The 17,868-nt window shown below is 44.0% G+C and carries 11 protein-coding genes; 9 read left to right on the top strand and 2 right to left on the bottom strand.

Annotation, left to right across the window (positions count from 1 at the left end):
- The first annotated feature begins 21 nt into the window (after positions 1-21).
- The 7 genes from ECA01S_RS09790 to ECA01S_RS09760 all read left to right on the top strand — a co-directional run bounded on the left by ECA01S_RS09790 (position 22) and on the right by ECA01S_RS09760 (position 10,413).
- Positions 22-957 carry an ABC transporter permease gene (locus ECA01S_RS09790; RefSeq protein WP_143139591.1) on the top strand — a complete coding sequence of 312 codons (936 nt, stop codon included), beginning with the start codon at positions 22-24 and terminating at the stop codon, positions 955-957.
- Positions 958-970: 13 nt separating this feature from the next.
- Positions 971-1,894, top strand: a complete 924-nt coding sequence (locus ECA01S_RS09785) for a carbohydrate ABC transporter permease (RefSeq protein ID WP_067394685.1) — start codon at positions 971-973, stop codon at positions 1,892-1,894.
- A 20-nt stretch (positions 1,895-1,914) separates the two neighbouring features.
- Complete coding sequence (locus ECA01S_RS09780; RefSeq protein ID WP_067394683.1) at positions 1,915-3,390, top strand: ABC transporter substrate-binding protein; 1,476 nt, start codon at positions 1,915-1,917, stop codon at positions 3,388-3,390.
- Positions 3,391-3,471: 81 nt separating this feature from the next.
- Positions 3,472-4,107: a YesL family protein gene (locus tag ECA01S_RS09775; RefSeq protein WP_067394680.1), complete on the top strand. Its 636-nt coding sequence runs from the start codon at positions 3,472-3,474 to the stop codon at positions 4,105-4,107.
- Complete coding sequence (locus tag ECA01S_RS09770; protein ID WP_305040956.1) at positions 4,031-5,806, top strand: sensor histidine kinase; 1,776 nt, start codon at positions 4,031-4,033, stop codon at positions 5,804-5,806. The genes ECA01S_RS09775 and ECA01S_RS09770 overlap by 77 nt, the downstream gene beginning before the upstream one ends.
- Positions 5,799-7,271 carry a response regulator transcription factor gene (locus tag ECA01S_RS09765; RefSeq protein WP_067394677.1) on the top strand — a complete coding sequence of 491 codons (1,473 nt, stop codon included), beginning with the start codon at positions 5,799-5,801 and terminating at the stop codon, positions 7,269-7,271. Before ECA01S_RS09770 ends, ECA01S_RS09765 begins: the two co-directional genes overlap by 8 nt.
- Before the next feature lie 316 nt (positions 7,272-7,587).
- On the top strand, positions 7,588-10,413 hold the full coding sequence (locus ECA01S_RS09760) for an endo-beta-N-acetylglucosaminidase (protein WP_067394674.1): 2,826 nt from the start codon (positions 7,588-7,590) through the stop codon (positions 10,411-10,413).
- A gap of 142 nt (positions 10,414-10,555) precedes the next feature.
- On the opposite strand, the gene ECA01S_RS09755 is transcribed toward ECA01S_RS09760, so the two are convergent.
- Positions 10,556-12,694 (bottom strand): GH92 family glycosyl hydrolase, encoded by a 2,139-nt coding sequence (locus ECA01S_RS09755; protein ID WP_067394672.1) that lies wholly within the window; start codon positions 12,692-12,694, stop codon positions 10,556-10,558.
- A complete protein-coding gene (locus ECA01S_RS09750; protein ID WP_067394670.1) occupies positions 12,694-13,728 on the bottom strand; it encodes a GntR family transcriptional regulator in 1,035 nt (344 codons plus the stop codon). Before ECA01S_RS09750 ends, ECA01S_RS09755 begins: the two co-directional genes overlap by 1 nt.
- A gap of 164 nt (positions 13,729-13,892) precedes the next feature.
- On the opposite strand from ECA01S_RS09750, the gene ECA01S_RS09745 reads away from it, so the two are divergent.
- Entirely contained in the window at positions 13,893-15,182 is a 1,290-nt protein-coding gene (locus ECA01S_RS09745) for a glycoside hydrolase family 125 protein (protein WP_067394668.1), read from the top strand.
- A gap of 13 nt (positions 15,183-15,195) precedes the next feature.
- Entirely contained in the window at positions 15,196-17,868 is a 2,673-nt protein-coding gene (locus ECA01S_RS09740; protein WP_067394667.1) for an alpha-mannosidase, read from the top strand.

Below are 17,868 nucleotides of genomic sequence, written 5' to 3'. Positions count from 1 at the left end.
AAGGAGAAAGGAGATGGAGAAATGAAAAAGAAAGGGTTTTTACACAATGTGTGGCGTTATAAAGCACTTATTTTAATGGCTTTACCAGGATTTATCTGGTTTATCTTTTTCTTTTACATACCAGTATTAGCCAACGTCGTCGCATTTAAAGATTTCCACATTTCACCAAATGGTTTTATCGACAGCTTGCGAATCAGCCCATGGGTGGGCTTTGATAACTTTAAATTCTTGTTTGCTTCACAAGATGCCTGGCTGATCACGAAAAATACTTTGCTTTACAACATCGTCTTTTTAGCGTTTAACTTGTTCTTTGCAATTGCTTTTGCCATCATCATGAGTGAATTGCGAAACCGCAAACTAGTGAAGGTCTATAATACGATGTCACTACTACCGTATTTCCTATCGTGGATGGTCATCAACTATTTTGTTTACGCTTTCTTGAGTCCTGATAAAGGGATCATTAATCAATGGATCACAGGCAATGGCGGTACGGGGATCAACTGGTACGCCGATCCGCGCTGGTGGCCGGTTATCTTTGTTGTCTTGAATGTTTGGAAAGGTCTCGGCTACAACAGTATCATCTACTATGCGTCTGTTATGGGAATTGACCCAACATACTACGAGGCGGCGATGGTGGATGGCGCCAACAAATGGCAGCAGATCAAAAATGTTACGATTCCACAAATCTTACCAATGATGTCTGTCTTACTGATTCTAAACATCGGCGGTATCTTCCGCGCAGACTTTGGTTTGTTCTATATTATCCCGCGTAACTCCGGGGCTTTATATGAAGTAACCAGCGTATTAGACACCTACATCTATAATGGTTTGGTGGCGACTGGCGACATCGGCATGACAGCCGCTGCAGCACTGTACCAATCATTTGTAGGGGCTTGCCTACTCTTATTAGCGAACTTGGTTGTTCGTAAGATCGAACCAGATTCAGCATTATTCTAAGGAGGAAAGGAACATGGCAAAAAAGAAAGTTTCAACTGTAAAGATTCGTTCCTTTAATCCGACGGCGAATCTGATCTTCAATATTTTAATCGCGCTCTTTGCGATTTCCTGTGTGATTCCGTTTTTCTTCGTAATCATCATCTCGGTCACTAGTGAAGGTTCCCTAGCGGCTAATGGCTATCGTTTCTGGCCAGAAGAGTTTTCATTAGATGCTTACCGCTACATTTTCCAAGGAGCCATGAGTGGCCGGATTATCCATGCCTTGGGTGTCAGCGTCTTTATCACAGTGGTAGGGACCATCGTAAATGCTACAATGACCTCACTGTACGCGTATGTGATTTCTCGGTCGAATTTTCCTTTCCGGAAATTCTTCACCGTGTTTGCGTTGATTACCATGTTGTTCTCACCTGGGATGGTAGCAAACTACCTCGTTATGACCAACATGTTGCAGTTAAAAGATACCATCTGGGCATTGATTTTACCTTTAGCCTTAGGGCCCTTCAATATTTTAGTGATGCGAACTTTCTTTAAAAAGACGATCCCAGATAGTATTATCGAATCAGCCCGTATCGACGGTGCCAGCGAAATGAAAATCTTCATTGATATCGTGTTACCGCTGGCAGTACCCGGCATTGCGACCATTAGCTTGTTTGCAGCTTTAGGCTACTGGAACGACTGGTTCAATGCGTTACTTTACATTCAAAAGGACAGCTTGGTGCCTTTGCAGTACTTGTTGATGAAAATCCAGAATAATTTGGAATTCTTATCAAGAAGTACCGATATGGGTGCGGCAGCACAACAGAGTCTAGGTGCTCTACCAAGCGAATCCGCACGAATGGCAATTGTTGTCTTATCCACATTACCGATCGCTTTAACTTACCCCTTCTTCCAACGTTACTTCGTGGGTGGGTTAACAATCGGCGGTGTGAAAGAATAATCTATTAGGAGGAATAGGAAATGAAAAAATGGCAAAAAATGTTGGCGACTGCCGGCGCGGCTGCGTTGACGTTAGGGTTAGCGGCTTGTGGTGGTTCAGGCAGTGGTAACACCGATAGTACGGATTCAGCAGCAGATTCTGGTTCAACGACCCTATTGATGTATCGTGTAGGGGACAAACCGGATAATTACGATAAATTAATCGAAAACGCGAATAAAATTATCGAAAAAGAAATCGGCGCAACGTTGAAAATGGAATTTATCGGCTGGGGCGACTGGGATCAAAAGATGTCCACAATCGTTGCTTCTGGTGAAAGCTATGACATTTCTTTAGCAAATAACTTCGCAACAAATGCGCAAAAGGGTGCCTACGCTGATTTAACTGAATTAGCACCTAAATATGCAAAAGACGCTTACGAACAATTACCAGATAGCTATATCAAAGGAAATACCATCAACGGTAAATTGTATGGCTTCCCAGTTTTAGGGAACGTGTACGGTCAACAAGTCTTGACCTTCAACAAAGAATTTGTGGATAAATATAACATCGACATCAGCAAAGTGGGCGACAGCTATGAAAGTGCTACTGAAGTCTTGAAACAATTCCACGAAAAAGATGCTAATATTCCAGCTTTTGCAATCGGTCAATCTTTCTTCGCAACAGGCAACTATGATTTCCCAATCGGTAACCAATATCCATTTGCGGTACGTTTGGATGAAACAAATGCGCCAAAAATCATCAACCAATATGAAGACAAAGATATGATTGCAAGCTTGAAAGTCTTACATCAATGGTATAAAGATGGTTTGATTCCAACAGATGCAGCAACAAGTACGACACCATATGACTTAGACAAAAACACTTGGTTCATGCGTCAAGAAACACAAGGCCCTATGGATTATGGCGATACTATCTTGACACAAGCTGCTGGTAAACCACTAGAATCTCGTCCATTGACTGTGCCATTGAAAACAACAGCGCAAGCACAAATGGCTAACTATGTTATTTCAAACACTTCTAAGAACAAAGAAAAAGCTATGGAATTACTAGGCTTGTTAAACAGCAATCCTGAATTGTTAAATGGCTTAGTTTACGGTGTTGAAGGCGAACAATATGAAAAAGTCGGTGAAGACCGCGTGAAATTATTGGATGGCTACACACCAACAACACACTTAAGCGCTTGGAACACAGGGAATAACTTGATTATCTGGCCTGAAGAAACAGTAACAGACGATATGATCAAACAACGTGACGACAGTATTGCAAGTGCCAAAGAATCACCAATCTTAGGCTTTACCTTTGTCAATGATTCTGTTAAAACCGAATTGACCAATATCGCCAACGTTATGAACCGTTACGCAGCTAGCTTGAATACCGGAACGGTTGATCCTGACGAAACACTACCTAAATTAGTGGATGATTTGAAGACAGCTGGTTGGGAAAAAGTACAAGCTGAAATGCAAAAACAATTAGACGAATACAACGCAAGTAAATAAGCAAAAGGGGCAAAGGGGTGTACCGCTATGGCACACCCTGCCCTGTTTTTACATAGCACTACCAGAAAGGAAGGAAGACTCATGGAAAGTACCGGAATCCAACGGTTGTTTTACTTATCTTGGACCACAATCAAATTAAACCTCTTTTTTATCCTCTTTAGTTTGGCAGGTGGTATCCTGCTGGGCGTCGGTCCAGCTTGGCAGACCATGAGCGACCTTGTACAGGAATATGGGATGGATTATCAACAAGTGACTTTCCAAAAAGCTTGGCAATTATGGAAGGCTAATTTTAAAAAGAGTAATCTGCACTTTCTAACCTTTTTAGCGACCTTCAGCTTTGTCGCCTATAACTTAGTTTTAGCTACTCAAATGACCGGTTGGTTTTGGTTGTTTGTCGATCTTTTATTAGTTTTTGTCCTAATCCTCTTGCTGACCCTTTATTTCTATATGGTATTATATACAAGCACCTATGAGATCGCAGTGGGGGATTTGATCAAGCTGTCATTTGTCAGCATTTTTCTAAATTTTTGGGTATTTATCAAGATTCTTTTTGGCTTGATTAGTATCTTAATCCTCACTTGGCAATTTAAGGGCCTGTTTTTATTCGCCACTTTTGCCATGATTATGATGTGGGGTGCTTATGTCACGAGAAAAAATCGCAATTTCATTGATGGAAAGTTGGGACGTGATGAAGCGAATCTTCAAAAAGCTTTTTAAGAAAAATTATTTATTAACGCAATTAATGCAAACTTACAGCCTTCTGTTAGCAACGATTATCCTGCTGACAGTGGCTGCTTTGTGCGTTTATGTGACCCATAGCAGTCAGAACACGCTGGACTCTCAAAAAAACAGTGTGCTGTACCAATTGGATACCTATGTCAGCAACAAAAATGACGCCATCACCAATATGGTGGATGAGCTGGCTGGCTCACCTACCAAAATGGAGAATATGCGCAATTACATGAGTCTGCGGCCAGATCAGTACTTTGATTACATTTCCAATATTTGGTCAGAGTATCGCGCCGATATTAATTTCGCTTCCAGCTTGCGGACCTTGTTCAGTACATATCCTGATTTAGAAGCGGTGTATTTGAATTTAGAAGAATTCGATACCTATCTAAAGGCCGACCGTATTAATTTGAATGGCAAACAGCTGGCTAAGCCCTTTCCTGAGGTGAAAGGCTTTCATCTGATGCGGGTCATTTCCGATCAATACACAGGACAAACCTTAGGCGAACTGTATGCGGTCTTTTCAGAAGACGCGGCGTTAGGCAATCAACGGGCGGCTTTAGCAGAGAATGGCCTAAATGCCTTCATCTATGACAATGCAGGGAGTCGTATTTTTACGGCGAATCATCAAGTCACCACAGAGGAAGTACGCACCTTAGATGAACGTTTGCAGCATGATCAGAGTATTCAATTTTTGGATAAACGCTATGAAGTGCAGCAAATTGAAGCCAGCAGTCGGACACCAATCATCATTCTAGCTAGTCGCCAGGTTTTTTGGCGCAAGGTACTGTGGTATTATGCGATCATTCTAACGATTGGCTTGCTATTGATTGGCATTTTATTGGTGATATTGAACCGGACCTTTAAGCGCTATACTAAACAGGTAGACTTGATTGTGGAAGCGACTCAAGTTGTCGGCGATGGGAATCTGAAGGAACGGATTGATACGGAGCTGGTTCAAGCAGAACTACATGATATTGCGACGGCTATCAATTTCATGATCTCCAGCTTGGATCGTTACATCGAAGACATTTATACGCTAGAGATTAAGCAACGTGATGCCCATATGCGGGCGCTTCAATCTCAGATCAATCCTCATTTTCTATATAATACCTTGGAGTATATCCGGATGTATGCCTTGAGCCGTCAGCAAGATGAGTTAGCGGATGTCGTGTACGCCTTCTCGGCCTTATTGCGGAATAACATTGACCAATCGAAGACAACGACGCTAGAAAAAGAGATTTCCTTCTGTGAAAAGTATGTCTTTTTGTATCAAATGCGTTACCCAGATCAGTTTGCGTATAAACTGGATGTGGCACCAGCAATCAGTAAAACGGAGATTCCTAAATTTATCATCCAACCATTGATTGAAAATTATTTTGTTCATGGAATCGATTATAGCCGCCAAGATAATGCCATTAGTGTCAAAGCCTATCAAGAGAATGGCCAAATCGTCATTCAGGTGACCGATAATGGCAAAGGCATGTCACCTGACCGCTTGGCAGAAGTCCAAGCGAAACTGGAAGCGCCCGATGTGGAAATGGTGCAATCGATTGGTTTACGAAATGTTCACGAGCGGTTAAAGAGTTTTTATGGCGATAGTTACCAAATGCTGATTACGTCTACATTAGGAGCAGGTACGCAGATTACTCTGCGCTTTGATCCAAAGGAGGGGTTCGATGTATAGTGTGATGTTGGTAGATGATGAATATATGATTTTAGAGGGCTTGAAGCGCATCATTCCTTGGGAAGAATTGGGCTTTGAAATCATCAAAACAGCCCGTAGTGCCCGCGAAGCATTGGACTATTTAAAAGAGCATCCGATTGATCTATTAATGACGGATATTACCATGCCAGAAATGAGCGGGATCGAGCTGATTGCGACCGCCCAAGCAGAAGGTCGGCATTTTATGAGTTTGATTCTTTCGGGTTATCAGGAATTTGAATACGTCAAGCAAGGTATGGCCCTCCAAGTAAAGGACTATTTGGTTAAGCCAGTCGATAAGGAAGAACTGCTGAAAAACGTCCAACTGATCAAAACCGAACTGGACGCTGAAAAGAAAAATGCCACCCAAGCCCAACTGTATTTAGAAGCGGGCTTGATGCGTTGGCTACATGACGAATTAAATGAATTAGAGTATGAGGATCTAATCAATCAATTCAAAGGCATCCGTTCCGGGGCTTTTACCGCCGTTTTAATGGAAGGGACACCTAGCTCATTACTTGCAGTAAGTGAGTTATTTGCTCGGCAACCGCTCCAAATCAAAAGTCTGATGGATAGTCGGCAACTAACCATAATCTACCGAGGTAGTCGACAACAGTTATTCATTGAACTACACGAGGCAGAACGGATTCTAGCCGGTCAAGGTCGTATTTATGTGGGAGAAACGGTTGCTGAATGGGAAGATCTATATGAAAGCTATGAAAAAGTCCGCCAGCTAAAGGGTTTAGACACTTTCTACAAGGATTTATTGCCGGAGGACCGCCAAGATCAAAACAAAACCTCTTCTACAGAATTGAGCTTTTTATCCTTCAATAAAGCGCTGATGATTGGGGACAGTCAAACAATTTTACGAGAACTGACACAGATTTTTGACCAGCTAGTGCAGCAGCAAGCATCACCAGACTATGTTCGCTATATCGTCTTCTTGTTATTCGCCGATATTTACCGCCAATATCCTGAACTGATTGGCGACGACTACGATCAGCTAGTGGAGAACATCCGCCGAAGTAATCAATTAAGTTCGTTGGCGGAGTTATTGCAAGCTATTTTAGGTGGTTTGAAGAATAAACCTAAAAAGAAACGCTATTCTGACAGCGTCCAACAGGCTGTGGATATCATCGAGACCCGATATCCAGAAGAGCTTAATTTAAAATTAGTCGCAGATGAACTCCATTTGCATGTTGTGTACTTAGGGCAAGTCTTTAAAAAAGAAACCCAGAAGAGTTTTTCGCAATTTCTTAATCAAGTACGAACCAAGCAAGCTCAAAAATTGTTATTGTATACGGATCGAACCATCGCGGAAATCGCGGATGAAGTCGGCTTTAACAATACCAATTACTTTTCAAAAATGTTCAAAAAGCTCAATGGCATTACCCCTAAAGAGTTTCGCGAGCAATATGAAGCCGGCTACGCGCCTGTTGAGGGCTAGCGGGGAATTAGCGGGAACCGAGAAGGTGTAGTATGAATTGGCTGTTCCTGTAGATAAGTAAAATATCTGGCAAAGCAGTTTAGTGAGATACCCATGCTGCCTCATAGAATTTATTTACGTTGGGAGTAGCGAAACGACCTCCCCTTGTTAAGATAACATCTATAATTTATAAAGACTTTACAGCAGATTGCGCCACTTTGAGGGCGTAATCTGCTTTTTCTTTAGTTTGTTGCATAGGACCTTTAATTTGTTCGTTGGAAAACGCTTGCAACATCGGTAAGATTAAGCTGTTATCAAGACATGAGGGAGGAAGAAAATGAACAAAAAGCAAGTGTTAGCAGGGGTCGCGTTATGTGGGTCAATTTTGGTGATTGCAGGGTGTGCTACTAATGCAAGTTCAGCGGGGAATGAAAAAATAACATACTCCGAAACGGCAGAAAGCAAATTGAATCGTCCTATGGAAAATCAGCCACAATCATCGTACTGGTTTCCAGAGGATTTATTGAAGTGGGACTTCAATAAAGATCCAGATGCTAAGTACAATGTCAGCACCGTGCCATTGGCAGAACGGGTGGAGAAAAAATCATTGGCTAAAACCAATGAGACGCAAAATGCGGATATGAAGGTTGTGGCACTGTCTATTATGAATAGCAGTACAAGCGGCAATGCACCACGAGGGATCAATACGTTTGATGCCAATGTCTTTTCTTACTGGCAGTACATTGATCAATTGGTTTATTGGGGTGGCTCTTCTGGTGAGGGAATCATCGTACCGCCAAGTGCTGACGTGATTGATGCCGCCCATAAAAATGGGGTACCTGTTTTGGGCACGATTTTCTTCCCACAAACTGCTCATGGCGGCAAGATAGAATGGCTAGATGAATTCTTGAAAAAGGATGATCAAGGTAATTTCCCAATCGTGGCAAAACTGACTGAAGTGGCGAAGCACTATGGCTTTGATGGTTGGTTTATCAACCAAGAAACGGATACTGCAGTGACTAGTTTTGACGATGCGGCTGAAGGAAAAGAAGCGGACAAGCAAGCAGAGGGTGGCTTGACGAAGAAACATGCAGACTTGATGCAAGAATTGATCAAACAATTGAAAGCTGCCGATCAAGATTTAGATGTCATGTGGTATGATTCCATGACGGTTGACGGTGAGATGGACTGGCAAAATGCTCTGACCGATAAAAATAAAGCCTATCTAGTAGACGCGGATATGCAGCCGGTAGCAGATGATATGTTCTTGAACTTCTGGTGGAACACCGATCAATTAGCAGATAAAAACCTGTTGAAGGCTTCTAAAGAAACGGCTGAAAAAAATGATCTTAATCCTTATGATCTGTATGCAGGGATCGATGTGCAGGCCAATGGCTATGCGACGGCGGTCAAATGGGACCTCTTTACAGATAAAAACCATGTGCCGTACACTTCTTTAGGTCTTTATGTTCCAGACTGGACGTATTACTCAGCAAGTGGTCCTGATGATGCACAGACCCGCGAAAATACTTTCTGGGTTAACGCCATGAGTGATCCAACCCAAAGTAAACCAGTGGCAGAGGGGGCATGGCCCGGCATCTCTACGTATGCTTTGGAACAGACCGCTATTACTGAAATGCCTTTTGTGACCAACTTCAATCTAGGAAATGGCTACAATTACTTTATCGACGGTCAAAAAGTTTCTAGTATGGACTGGAACAACCGCAGTATGCAGGATGTTATGCCAACTTATCGCTGGATTATTGAAAATAAAGGTCAAAATGAGCTGAAAGCTAGCATTGATTATGCGGATGCTTGGAGTGGCGGGAATTCCCTGAAATTACGGGGCAACATGGAAAAAGGCCAAACGAGCCAGATCAAGTTGTATAAAACAGCGTTTGAATTGGCGAAAGATACCGTCTTTACGACAACCGCCAAAGCTTCTGACAAAACGGCGCTTGATTTAGTCTTGACGTTTGCGGATGGCAAAACCGAAACGGTTAAAGGTGAGGTAGGGACTGACTGGACTACGGTAACTTATGATGTCAGCAAATTTGCGGGGCAAGTTGTCGCCGAAATTTCCTATGACCTAACCAGTGAAGCCGCAAATGATGTCTATGAGCTACACTTCGGCCAAATCGCTGTAACACCTAAAGCTGAAAAAACAGAACTGAAGGTTGAGGGTGTAACAATTGAAGACTCCTTATTTGATGAAGAGGAGGGCAACTACGCAGGTGTACGTTTAAGCTGGGATACTGCAGGCGACGCTGCGAAATATTATGAAATTTACCGAATCAATGGTGATGATAGCCGTTCATTCTTAGGAGCGACACCGGCTACGAACCATTACCTTAATGCCTTAGAACGAAATGATGATACCAACAAAACGAATTTTGAGATCGTACCAGTCGATCTGTGGGGCGTTCGCGGTGCCGCATCGAAAGCAGTCACCTTGGAATGGCCAGACAATAGCGTGCCAAAAGCTAACTTCACGGCATCACGGACATTAGTGGCGCCGGGGGAAAAGATCACCTTTACAAATACCTCTTCAGCCAATACAGAAAGTGTCTCATGGGAATTTGAAGGGGCGGATGTTACAACGAGCACTGAAGATGCACCAGTGGTTAGCTACGCAAAAGAAGGTATCTATTCAGTCAAGATGACGGCTAAAAACGAATCCGGCGAAACACCAATCGAAATGAAGGGTCTAATTACCGTAACGAAAGATGCGCAAGGTGATTTGAGCTTATTGTCGAAAGATGCAACGGCAGAGGCTTCTTCCTTTGTGAATGATGGCGAAGCACCGCAATTTGCGCTAGACGGCAAATTGGATACAAAATGGTGTGCGACAGGTAATCCGCCTCATGAAATTACGGTGGATCTAGGGAAGGTTAAAACCGTCAGCGAAGTGCACATGGCTCATGCCGAAGCCGGTGGTGAAAGTCCTGATATGAATACGAAGGCTTATACAATCTTAGTCAGTGAAGATGGTAAAGAATTCACACAAGTGACACGGATCATTAATAATGCGGCTGCCGAAACCACTGATACGTTTGCGGCAATGCCAGTCCGCTATGTGAAAATCATAGTCGACAAACCAACACAAGGATCAGATACTGCTGTTCGTTTATATGAATTGGGTGTCTATGGTTTAGATAAGTAACAGGTGGGGCCTATGACCTTTGTCATGGGTCCTTTTTTCAAATAAGGAGTGAGCCTGCTCTGAAGCTTTTTGCAGTAGGGCAGACAAAAAAAGAGGTCCCGAGGAGCAGTTGGCTTCTGGGGCCTCTTTTATATGCTGGTAATTATTTTGATAGGGAGAAGGGAAGCTGTTCTTTGGTATAGGCTTTGTTGCGGGGAACGATGCCTAAGTGGTAATCAAGGCTGCCGCCCGTCATTAGATCCGCATGGGTGAAATAGAGTGCCTCATGTAGTGTGTCATTTCGCTGGATAGCATGGATAAATTGTTGTTGCGGTTGATTAGGACTAGCAGTGATGCTCAGGGTCTCACCATTGCTCAGGTGCAGCTTGGCGCTAGTAACCAGTGGCATCCCAATCACATATTCACCTGTTCCCGGTGTCACGGGGTAGAAACCAAGGCTATTGAAAATATACCAAGTAGCCATACTGCCATTATCTTCGTCACCGGGATAGCCGGTGGGAGAGGCATCAAAGGTTTGCAACATTAGCTGTTTCAGTAATGGTTGCGCCATCTCTGGTTTGCCAATATAAGAGAATAGGAAAGGATAGTGGAAGCTTGGTTGATTAGAGATAGCTAACTGGCCAAATTCTAGGGCAGCCATTTCGCTCATCTCGTGAATTTCAAAACCATATCCTTCTACAGAAAAGCTTGGAGCTTGGTTACATAGGTCAACGAGGGTCGCTTCAAAGGTCGTCGGTCCACCAGCGGTCTCGATTAGCCCTGCGAAATCTTGGAAGACGGCGAAACTAGATTGCCACGCACTGCCTTCAGCGTAGTCACGGCCCCAACGAATCGGACTGAAGTCGGCTCTAAAGTTCCCGTCGCGGTCTTTGGCACGCATCAGCCCTACTGTTGGATCAAAGAGATTGCGATAATTTTGCGCTTGCTGCCGGTAATAATCGGCTTCGTTGTCTCCCAGAACACTGGCTACTTGACTGATACAAAAGTCGCTGTAGGCATAATCTAAGGTGTGGTTGACAGATTCATGATAATCCAATGGCACATAACCATATTTCAAGTAGTCTAAAGTCCCTTGGCGCCCGTAATTGTTCTTTTCACTTTGGACGGTAGCCCCTTTTTTCATGGCTTCTAAAAATTCTGGCATTAAGTCTGTGCGAAGGCCCTTCACGGCTGCGTCTGCAATCACTGCGTCAATCAGCGTACCAGGCATCAAGCCGCGTTCGTCAGGAGAGAGCCATTTTGGTAAGAAGCCCGTTTCGCGGTAGCTATTTAAGAAACCTTCTAGCATTTCGGCATATTTATCTTGAGCAACCAAAGAGAAGAAAGGATAGACAGTTTTATACGTATCCCAAAAACCGTTATTGGTATATAAAACACCAGGTCGAACCGTGCGGCTAGTCGTATCGTAATGGATCTTGGCTCCTGAATTATCCAGCTCATAAAAGGTTTGCGGGAATAAAAAGGTGCGGTACAGATTATGATAGAAGGTTTTGGTCAACTCTGGGTCTTGATGAGTGACCTCTACCCGGTCAAAATAAGTTTGCCAAGCAGCCTGTGCCGCGGTTTCAAAGTCAGTCACAGATTGCTTTAATTCACGCGTCAATTGTAGCTGTGCCTGCTCTGCCGAAATGAAAGAAGTTCCCCAATGGATCACTTGCTGTTGCGTATCGCCAAAGGAAAGACGCAAAGAGCCATCGGTGCCGCTTTCATTTACAGATTTGCTGAGAGGCACGGCTAAATGTAGTGCAACATAAAAGGTAAAATCAGGATCTTCACTACCAGAAAAATTACATACAGCTAACTGCAGCGTCTGCTCATCAAGCTGTGTCACGCTAAAACGTCCTGGTAAAGTCAGTAAGAGTCCATTATCGGCCTGTTGATAGTCGATAGCCAAGACACCGCCATACATACTAGGAATCAGCGAGCTGGTGATTTGATAACGCAATTGGCGGATTGTTAATTTATGCGGTGCAAAGGTACTCTCTTCTGGTCTAAAGGAACTTTGGGCATGGAACAGACTGTTTTCTGACAAGATCCCGCTGACCGGTGTCAGCACTAACTGACTGAAATCCCCCATCCAAGGACTAGGCTGATGGGTAAAACGGAAACCTTGAAAAATCCGGTCTTCTGGGTGGAACCACCAGCTGCCTTTTTGATCGGTCGTTTGAGCGGCGTAAAAATTCATGCCAAAGGGGACGCCCGTGTAAGGGAGGCAGTTTCCGTGAGAAAAGCTATGTTGATTGGCGGTACCGTGACGTGTGTCGATTGCATCGATTTTCATTACATTAACTCCTTTGTGGATTGTCGAATAATTAAAGAGACAGGGAGGCTAGTGTCGGTAGGCTGTGTACCGGCTAACCACTGCAGCATCGCTTCGCCAGCTTGTTGGCCTAACTGATCAAAATTTTGGGCGATGGTGGTCAACGGCGGTTCAACAAAACGAGCCGCTTGGATATCATCAAAGCCAATGATGGAGATGTCGCCGGGAACTTGGAGACCGTGCTTTTTCAACAAACGGGCTGCCGCAATAGCGGTTAGGTCGTTCTCGCAGACTAGGGCCGTGATGCCGTGCTCTGCTAAATAAGCAGGTAGCTCCTCAGACACCGTCATGCCAGCTTCTAAACGGGAATGAAAGGCGAGACCAGCCTGATCCAATGCTTGTAAATAACCAAGGTAACGTTGTCTTACGGATTGCGGGCGATGGCCTAAATCACCAAAAAGATAAGCGATTTGTTGGTGATGCTGCTGGATTAACAGCTCCGTGGCCAGAAAGCCGCCTTCGCGGTTATCTGAACTAACCGTCGGGAAAGCAACATCATAAATCTTCTTATCTAAAAGAATCACAGGAAACTGTTTCAGCGACAGCTCCAATAAAAGATCTAAGTGGCTTTCCTCATCTGAGACGTAATAGATCATTCCGTCATATTCCGCCATCAATTCATCTGCCCGCTTTGTGGTGAGGCTTTCCGGGGTCGTCATCATCAACTCGAAACCTTGCTCCTGCATCACGGGGAGCAGACCCTTCGTGAAATCGCCTAATGAAAGATCATTCAAAAAAGGCAATAGAAATAAAATACGCTTGGAACGTGGTCCCACAGCAGTCTGTGCTTTGACAAAGCTTCCTTTACCACGTACTCGTTCAATCAAACCGGCCTGTTCCAGTTCGGTCAAGGCCCGCTTGGAGGTAATCCGACTGACTTGATAACGCTCAGACAATTCCTTCTCAGTGGGTAATTGGGCGCCAATCGGCAAGGTGCCATTCAAAATCTCTTCCTTTAAATTAGCTAAAATCACTTGATAAAGAGGTTGATTCATAGGAAAACTCCTTTCTGTTCATAAATGATATATCATATTAGTAGTTTAACATAGTTTATTTGAAAAAGTAATCGAAAAATTTTGTTTGAAAGCGTAGACAAACGACGCTGTTCTCGTTATAATGACGCTATATGATATATCATTTAAGAGAGGGGAACCAAAAAATGGTTTATAAGAATATACCAAGTTCAGTAGAAAAATTTATGCAGGAGATTACCGCAAAATGTGGCGAGGCACATCAAGGATGGGCTGAAAACTTTAATGCGGCCTTTGCCAATACGCTTTTGACGACAGTCAAGCGTCATGAAGATGGCACCACCTTTTTACTAACAGGTGATATCCCAGCAATGTGGCTGAGAGATTCAACCGCGCAAGTGCGTCCCTATATCGTAGTAGCTAAGCAAGATGAGGATTTAGCTGAAATGATTGCCGGCTTGGTTCGGAAACAATTCTTCTATATCAATTTAGATCCATACGCCAATGCTTTTAATGAAGCGGCTAATGGTGCGGGGCATCAAACCGACCACACGGTCATGAACGATTGGATTTGGGAACGAAAATATGAAATCGACTCACTTTGCTATCCAGTGCAATTAGCTTATCTACTATATAAAAATACTGGTAAGACTAGCCAATTTAATGAAGACTTTGTCACGGGGGTTCAAAAAATTCTTGAGGTCTTCCAAACCGAACAAGATCACCGCAACTCGCCGTATCAATTTGAACGGGATACTACACGACTTGAAGATACGTTGCCAAATGACGGAAAAGGCACGGCCATCGCGCCAACTGGTATGACCTGGTCTGGCTTTAGACCAAGTGATGATGCTTGTCGTTATGGTTACTTAGTCCCATCTAATATGTTTGCGGTCGTTGTTTTGGGTTACTTAGAGGAAATCTTCCAAGGACCTTTGACGGACGCGGCTATCGTGAAGGTGGCCGGCGAACTGAAAGCAGCGATCCAAGCTGGAATTGAAGCCCATGGTCGTACGGTGAACCAAGCGGGTGAAGATATTTATGCCTATGAGGTGGACGGACTGGGTAATGCGTCTATCATGGATGATAGCAATGTACCGAATTTGATTTCGGCTCCTTATTTAGGCTATGGCGACAATCAAGAGGCGCGCTACTTGCGGACGCGTCAGACCTTACTAAGTAAAGAAAACCCTTATTTCTATGAAGGCAGCTACGCCCGTGGTATCGGTTCTTCTCATACACCAGAAAATTATGTGTGGCCGATTGCGATGGCAATGGAAGGTATGACTACGCCAGATAAACAGGAAAAAGAACGCATTTTAGATCAGTTAGTTGCAACGGACGCCGGGACACACTTGATGCATGAAGGCTTCAATGTTGATGATCCAAGTCAATATACGCGAGAATGGTTCTCTTGGGCCAATATGATGTTTTGTGAATTAGTCATGGATTATTTTGATATCCGAGTTGAAAAATAAAGGAGCTGCCAAAATGAAAAAAGTTTATATCGTTTCCCACAGTCACTGGGATCGTGAATGGTACATGCCGTACGAACAGCACCACATGCGTTTAGTGGAATTAATGGATGATCTCTTGGATTTGTTTGAAACAGATCCGGCATTTGATAGCTTTCATTTAGACGGTCAAACGATTATTTTAGATGATTATTTACAAGTACGACCTGAGCGCAAAGCAGCTGTCCAAAAGGCGATTACGGCTGGAAAACTACGCATTGGTCCATTTTATATTCTGCAGGATGATTTTTTGATCAGTTCGGAATCTAATACGCGTAATATGCTAGTGGGCAAAGCGGAAACCGAGAAATGGGGGGCGCCTGTCAAATTAGGCTACTTCCCAGATACCTTTGGGAATATGGGGCAAACACCTCAGATGATGTTACAAGCTGGTTTGGATGCGGCGGCTTATGGTCGGGGCGTGAAACCAATTGGCTTTGATAACGAGGTGTTGGCAGATGATCAATACACTTCACAATATTCAGAAATGAATTGGCAAGGTCCGGATGGTAGTGAGATTTTTGGCTTGCTGTTTGCTAACTGGTATTCTAACGGGAACGAGATTCCTACCGACCGAAAAGCCGCGCAAGAATTTTGGACACAAAAATTAGCTGATGTGGAAAAATACGCCTCTACTTCTCATTACTTAATGATGAACGGTGTGGACCACCAACCAGTACAAAAAGATATCACAGAAGCCATTCGCGTAGCCAATGAACTATTCCCAGATTATGAATTCATTCACTCCAATTTCCCTGACTATCTTGCGGCCGTGCGTGCGGATCTACCGGAAGATTTAGGAACGGTGACAGGCGAGCTGACTTCTCAAGAGACGGACGGCTGGTTTACCTTAGCCAATACGGCCTCTGCCCGGGTCTATTTGAAGCAATGGAACACGAAAGCTTCTCGTCAATTAGAAAATATTGCAGAGCCATTAGCGGCCCTAGCGTCTGAGGTGACGGGAGCCTATCCTCACGATCAACTGACTTATGCGTGGAAGACCTTGATGCAAAACCATCCTCACGACAGTATTTGCGGTTGTTCCGTAGATGAAGTCCATCGGGAAATGATGCCGCGCTTTGAAAAAGCGTATGAAGTTGGCAAATATGTGGCAGATGAAGCCTTGGCACAAATCACAGCGGCGATGGATACGACTGCTTTCCCAACGGATAGTCAACCTTTTGTCGTTTTTAATACAGTGGGCACTGCTAAAGCCGGCATCGCGGAAGTCCTAGTTTCCTTAGAACGCAAGGAATTTAAAGAGGGTATACCTAGTAAGTTATACCAAGAGTTGGCGGAAAAACCTCAAGGTAGCTATCATGTCATCGATAAAGATGGTCAAGTGATTCCGGCAACCATCAGCTCAGAACAAGTTCGTTTCCACTATGATTTACCTAAAGAGGCCTTCCGAATTCCTTATATGGAGCGCTACGTCACCATCCGCTTAGAAGTAGCAGAATTAGCAGCTTTTGGTTGGGAAAGCTTTGCTTTAGTTGCTGGTGAAGCACCACAGCAAGCGGAATTGATCGTTTCAGCAGAGGGCCGCCAGTTGGAAAATGAACAGGTTAAAGTGATGATTACCGAAAACGGCAGTCTGGAATTAACCGATAAAAAGTTGGGTAAAACGTTGTCTGATCTCTTAGTTTTTGAAGATGTCGGCGATATCGCCAATGAGTATATCTTTAAACAGCCTGAAGGTGACCAAGCCATCTTATCCACGGCTTTTCCACATACTGTGGAAGTAATCCGTAATACGGCTAGCGAAGGGGAAGTGGTCTTGAGCCAAACCTTGATGTTGCCACGCTCAGCGGATGAATTGTTGGCACAGGAGCAACAAGCAGTAGTGGATTTCCGTTACCGCAAAGCGCAACGTTCAGCTGATTTAGTTCCTTACACAATCAAAACAGTGATTCGCTTAGATCGTTTTTCACCACAAGTTTCCTTTAAAACGACAGTGGATAATCAAATCAAAGACCATCGTCTGCGGGCCTTGTTCCCCACAACGTTAGCAGTAGCGACGCATGAAGCCGACAGTATTTATGAAGTTGTGACACGCCCTAATCAGCCGGCAGCTCATTGGGAAAACCCAACAAATCCGCAGCACCAGCATGCGTTTGTCAATCTGCATGATGAAAACTTTGGCGTTACTGTAAGCAATTTTGGCTTGAATGAATATGAGATTGTGGGTGAAACCATCGCTTTGACTTTATTAAGAGGCGTGGGGGAGTTAGGAGACTGGGGCTACTTCCCAACACCAGAAGCACAATGTTTAGGCGAACATACCTTTGAGTATGGCATCACCTTGCATGGCGCACCGGCAGAGCGCTACGAAACGTATAAACAAGCACAAGCGGCGCAAGTACCCTTTATGACGGCACCAATCGCCAACCACGCTGGTACCTTACCAAGCAGTGGGCAAATGGTCAACATTGATAGTCCGTTATTTGCAGTGACAGCTTACAAGCGCAGTGAAACAGGAGCGGGCTTTGTCTTGCGAGGCTATAATCTGACGGACCAAGAAACAGATTTTGCGGTCACTAAACCAGGTTATGAAGAAACCTTGCTGAATTTACTTGAGGAGGAACAAGGAGACGTGACGACGACCTTGCGACCTTATGAGATTAAAACGATTGGTCTGAAGGAGGCGTAA

The organism is Enterococcus canis NBRC 100695 (genome assembly GCF_001544375.1).
In the GTDB taxonomy this organism is placed as follows: Bacteria; Bacillota; Bacilli; order Lactobacillales; family Enterococcaceae; genus Enterococcus_H; species Enterococcus_H canis.
Note: the sequence above shows the minus strand (reverse complement) of the source record. Positions and strands in the feature narration are given on the sequence as shown.

Bases quoted from the DNA above. Each gene is read 5' to 3' on its own strand.
- ECA01S_RS09755 (WP_067394672.1), bottom strand. From the start codon at position 12,694: ATGAAAATCGATGCAATCGACACACGTCACGGTACCGCCAATCAACAT.
- ECA01S_RS09775 (WP_067394680.1), top strand. From the start codon at position 3,472: ATGGAAAGTACCGGAATCCAACGGTTGTTTTACTTATCTTGGACCACA.
- ECA01S_RS09745 (WP_067394668.1), top strand. From the start codon at position 13,893: ATGGTTTATAAGAATATACCAAGTTCAGTAGAAAAATTTATGCAGGAG.
- ECA01S_RS09750 (WP_067394670.1), bottom strand. From the start codon at position 13,728: ATGAATCAACCTCTTTATCAAGTGATTTTAGCTAATTTAAAGGAAGAG.
- ECA01S_RS09790 (WP_143139591.1), top strand. From the start codon at position 22: ATGAAAAAGAAAGGGTTTTTACACAATGTGTGGCGTTATAAAGCACTT.
- ECA01S_RS09770 (WP_305040956.1), top strand. From the start codon at position 4,031: ATGTCACGAGAAAAAATCGCAATTTCATTGATGGAAAGTTGGGACGTG.
- ECA01S_RS09785 (WP_067394685.1), top strand. From the start codon at position 971: ATGGCAAAAAAGAAAGTTTCAACTGTAAAGATTCGTTCCTTTAATCCG.
- ECA01S_RS09765 (WP_067394677.1), top strand. From the start codon at position 5,799: ATGTATAGTGTGATGTTGGTAGATGATGAATATATGATTTTAGAGGGC.
- ECA01S_RS09780 (WP_067394683.1), top strand. From the start codon at position 1,915: ATGAAAAAATGGCAAAAAATGTTGGCGACTGCCGGCGCGGCTGCGTTG.
- ECA01S_RS09760 (WP_067394674.1), top strand. From the start codon at position 7,588: ATGAACAAAAAGCAAGTGTTAGCAGGGGTCGCGTTATGTGGGTCAATT.
- ECA01S_RS09740 (WP_067394667.1), top strand. From the start codon at position 15,196: ATGAAAAAAGTTTATATCGTTTCCCACAGTCACTGGGATCGTGAATGG.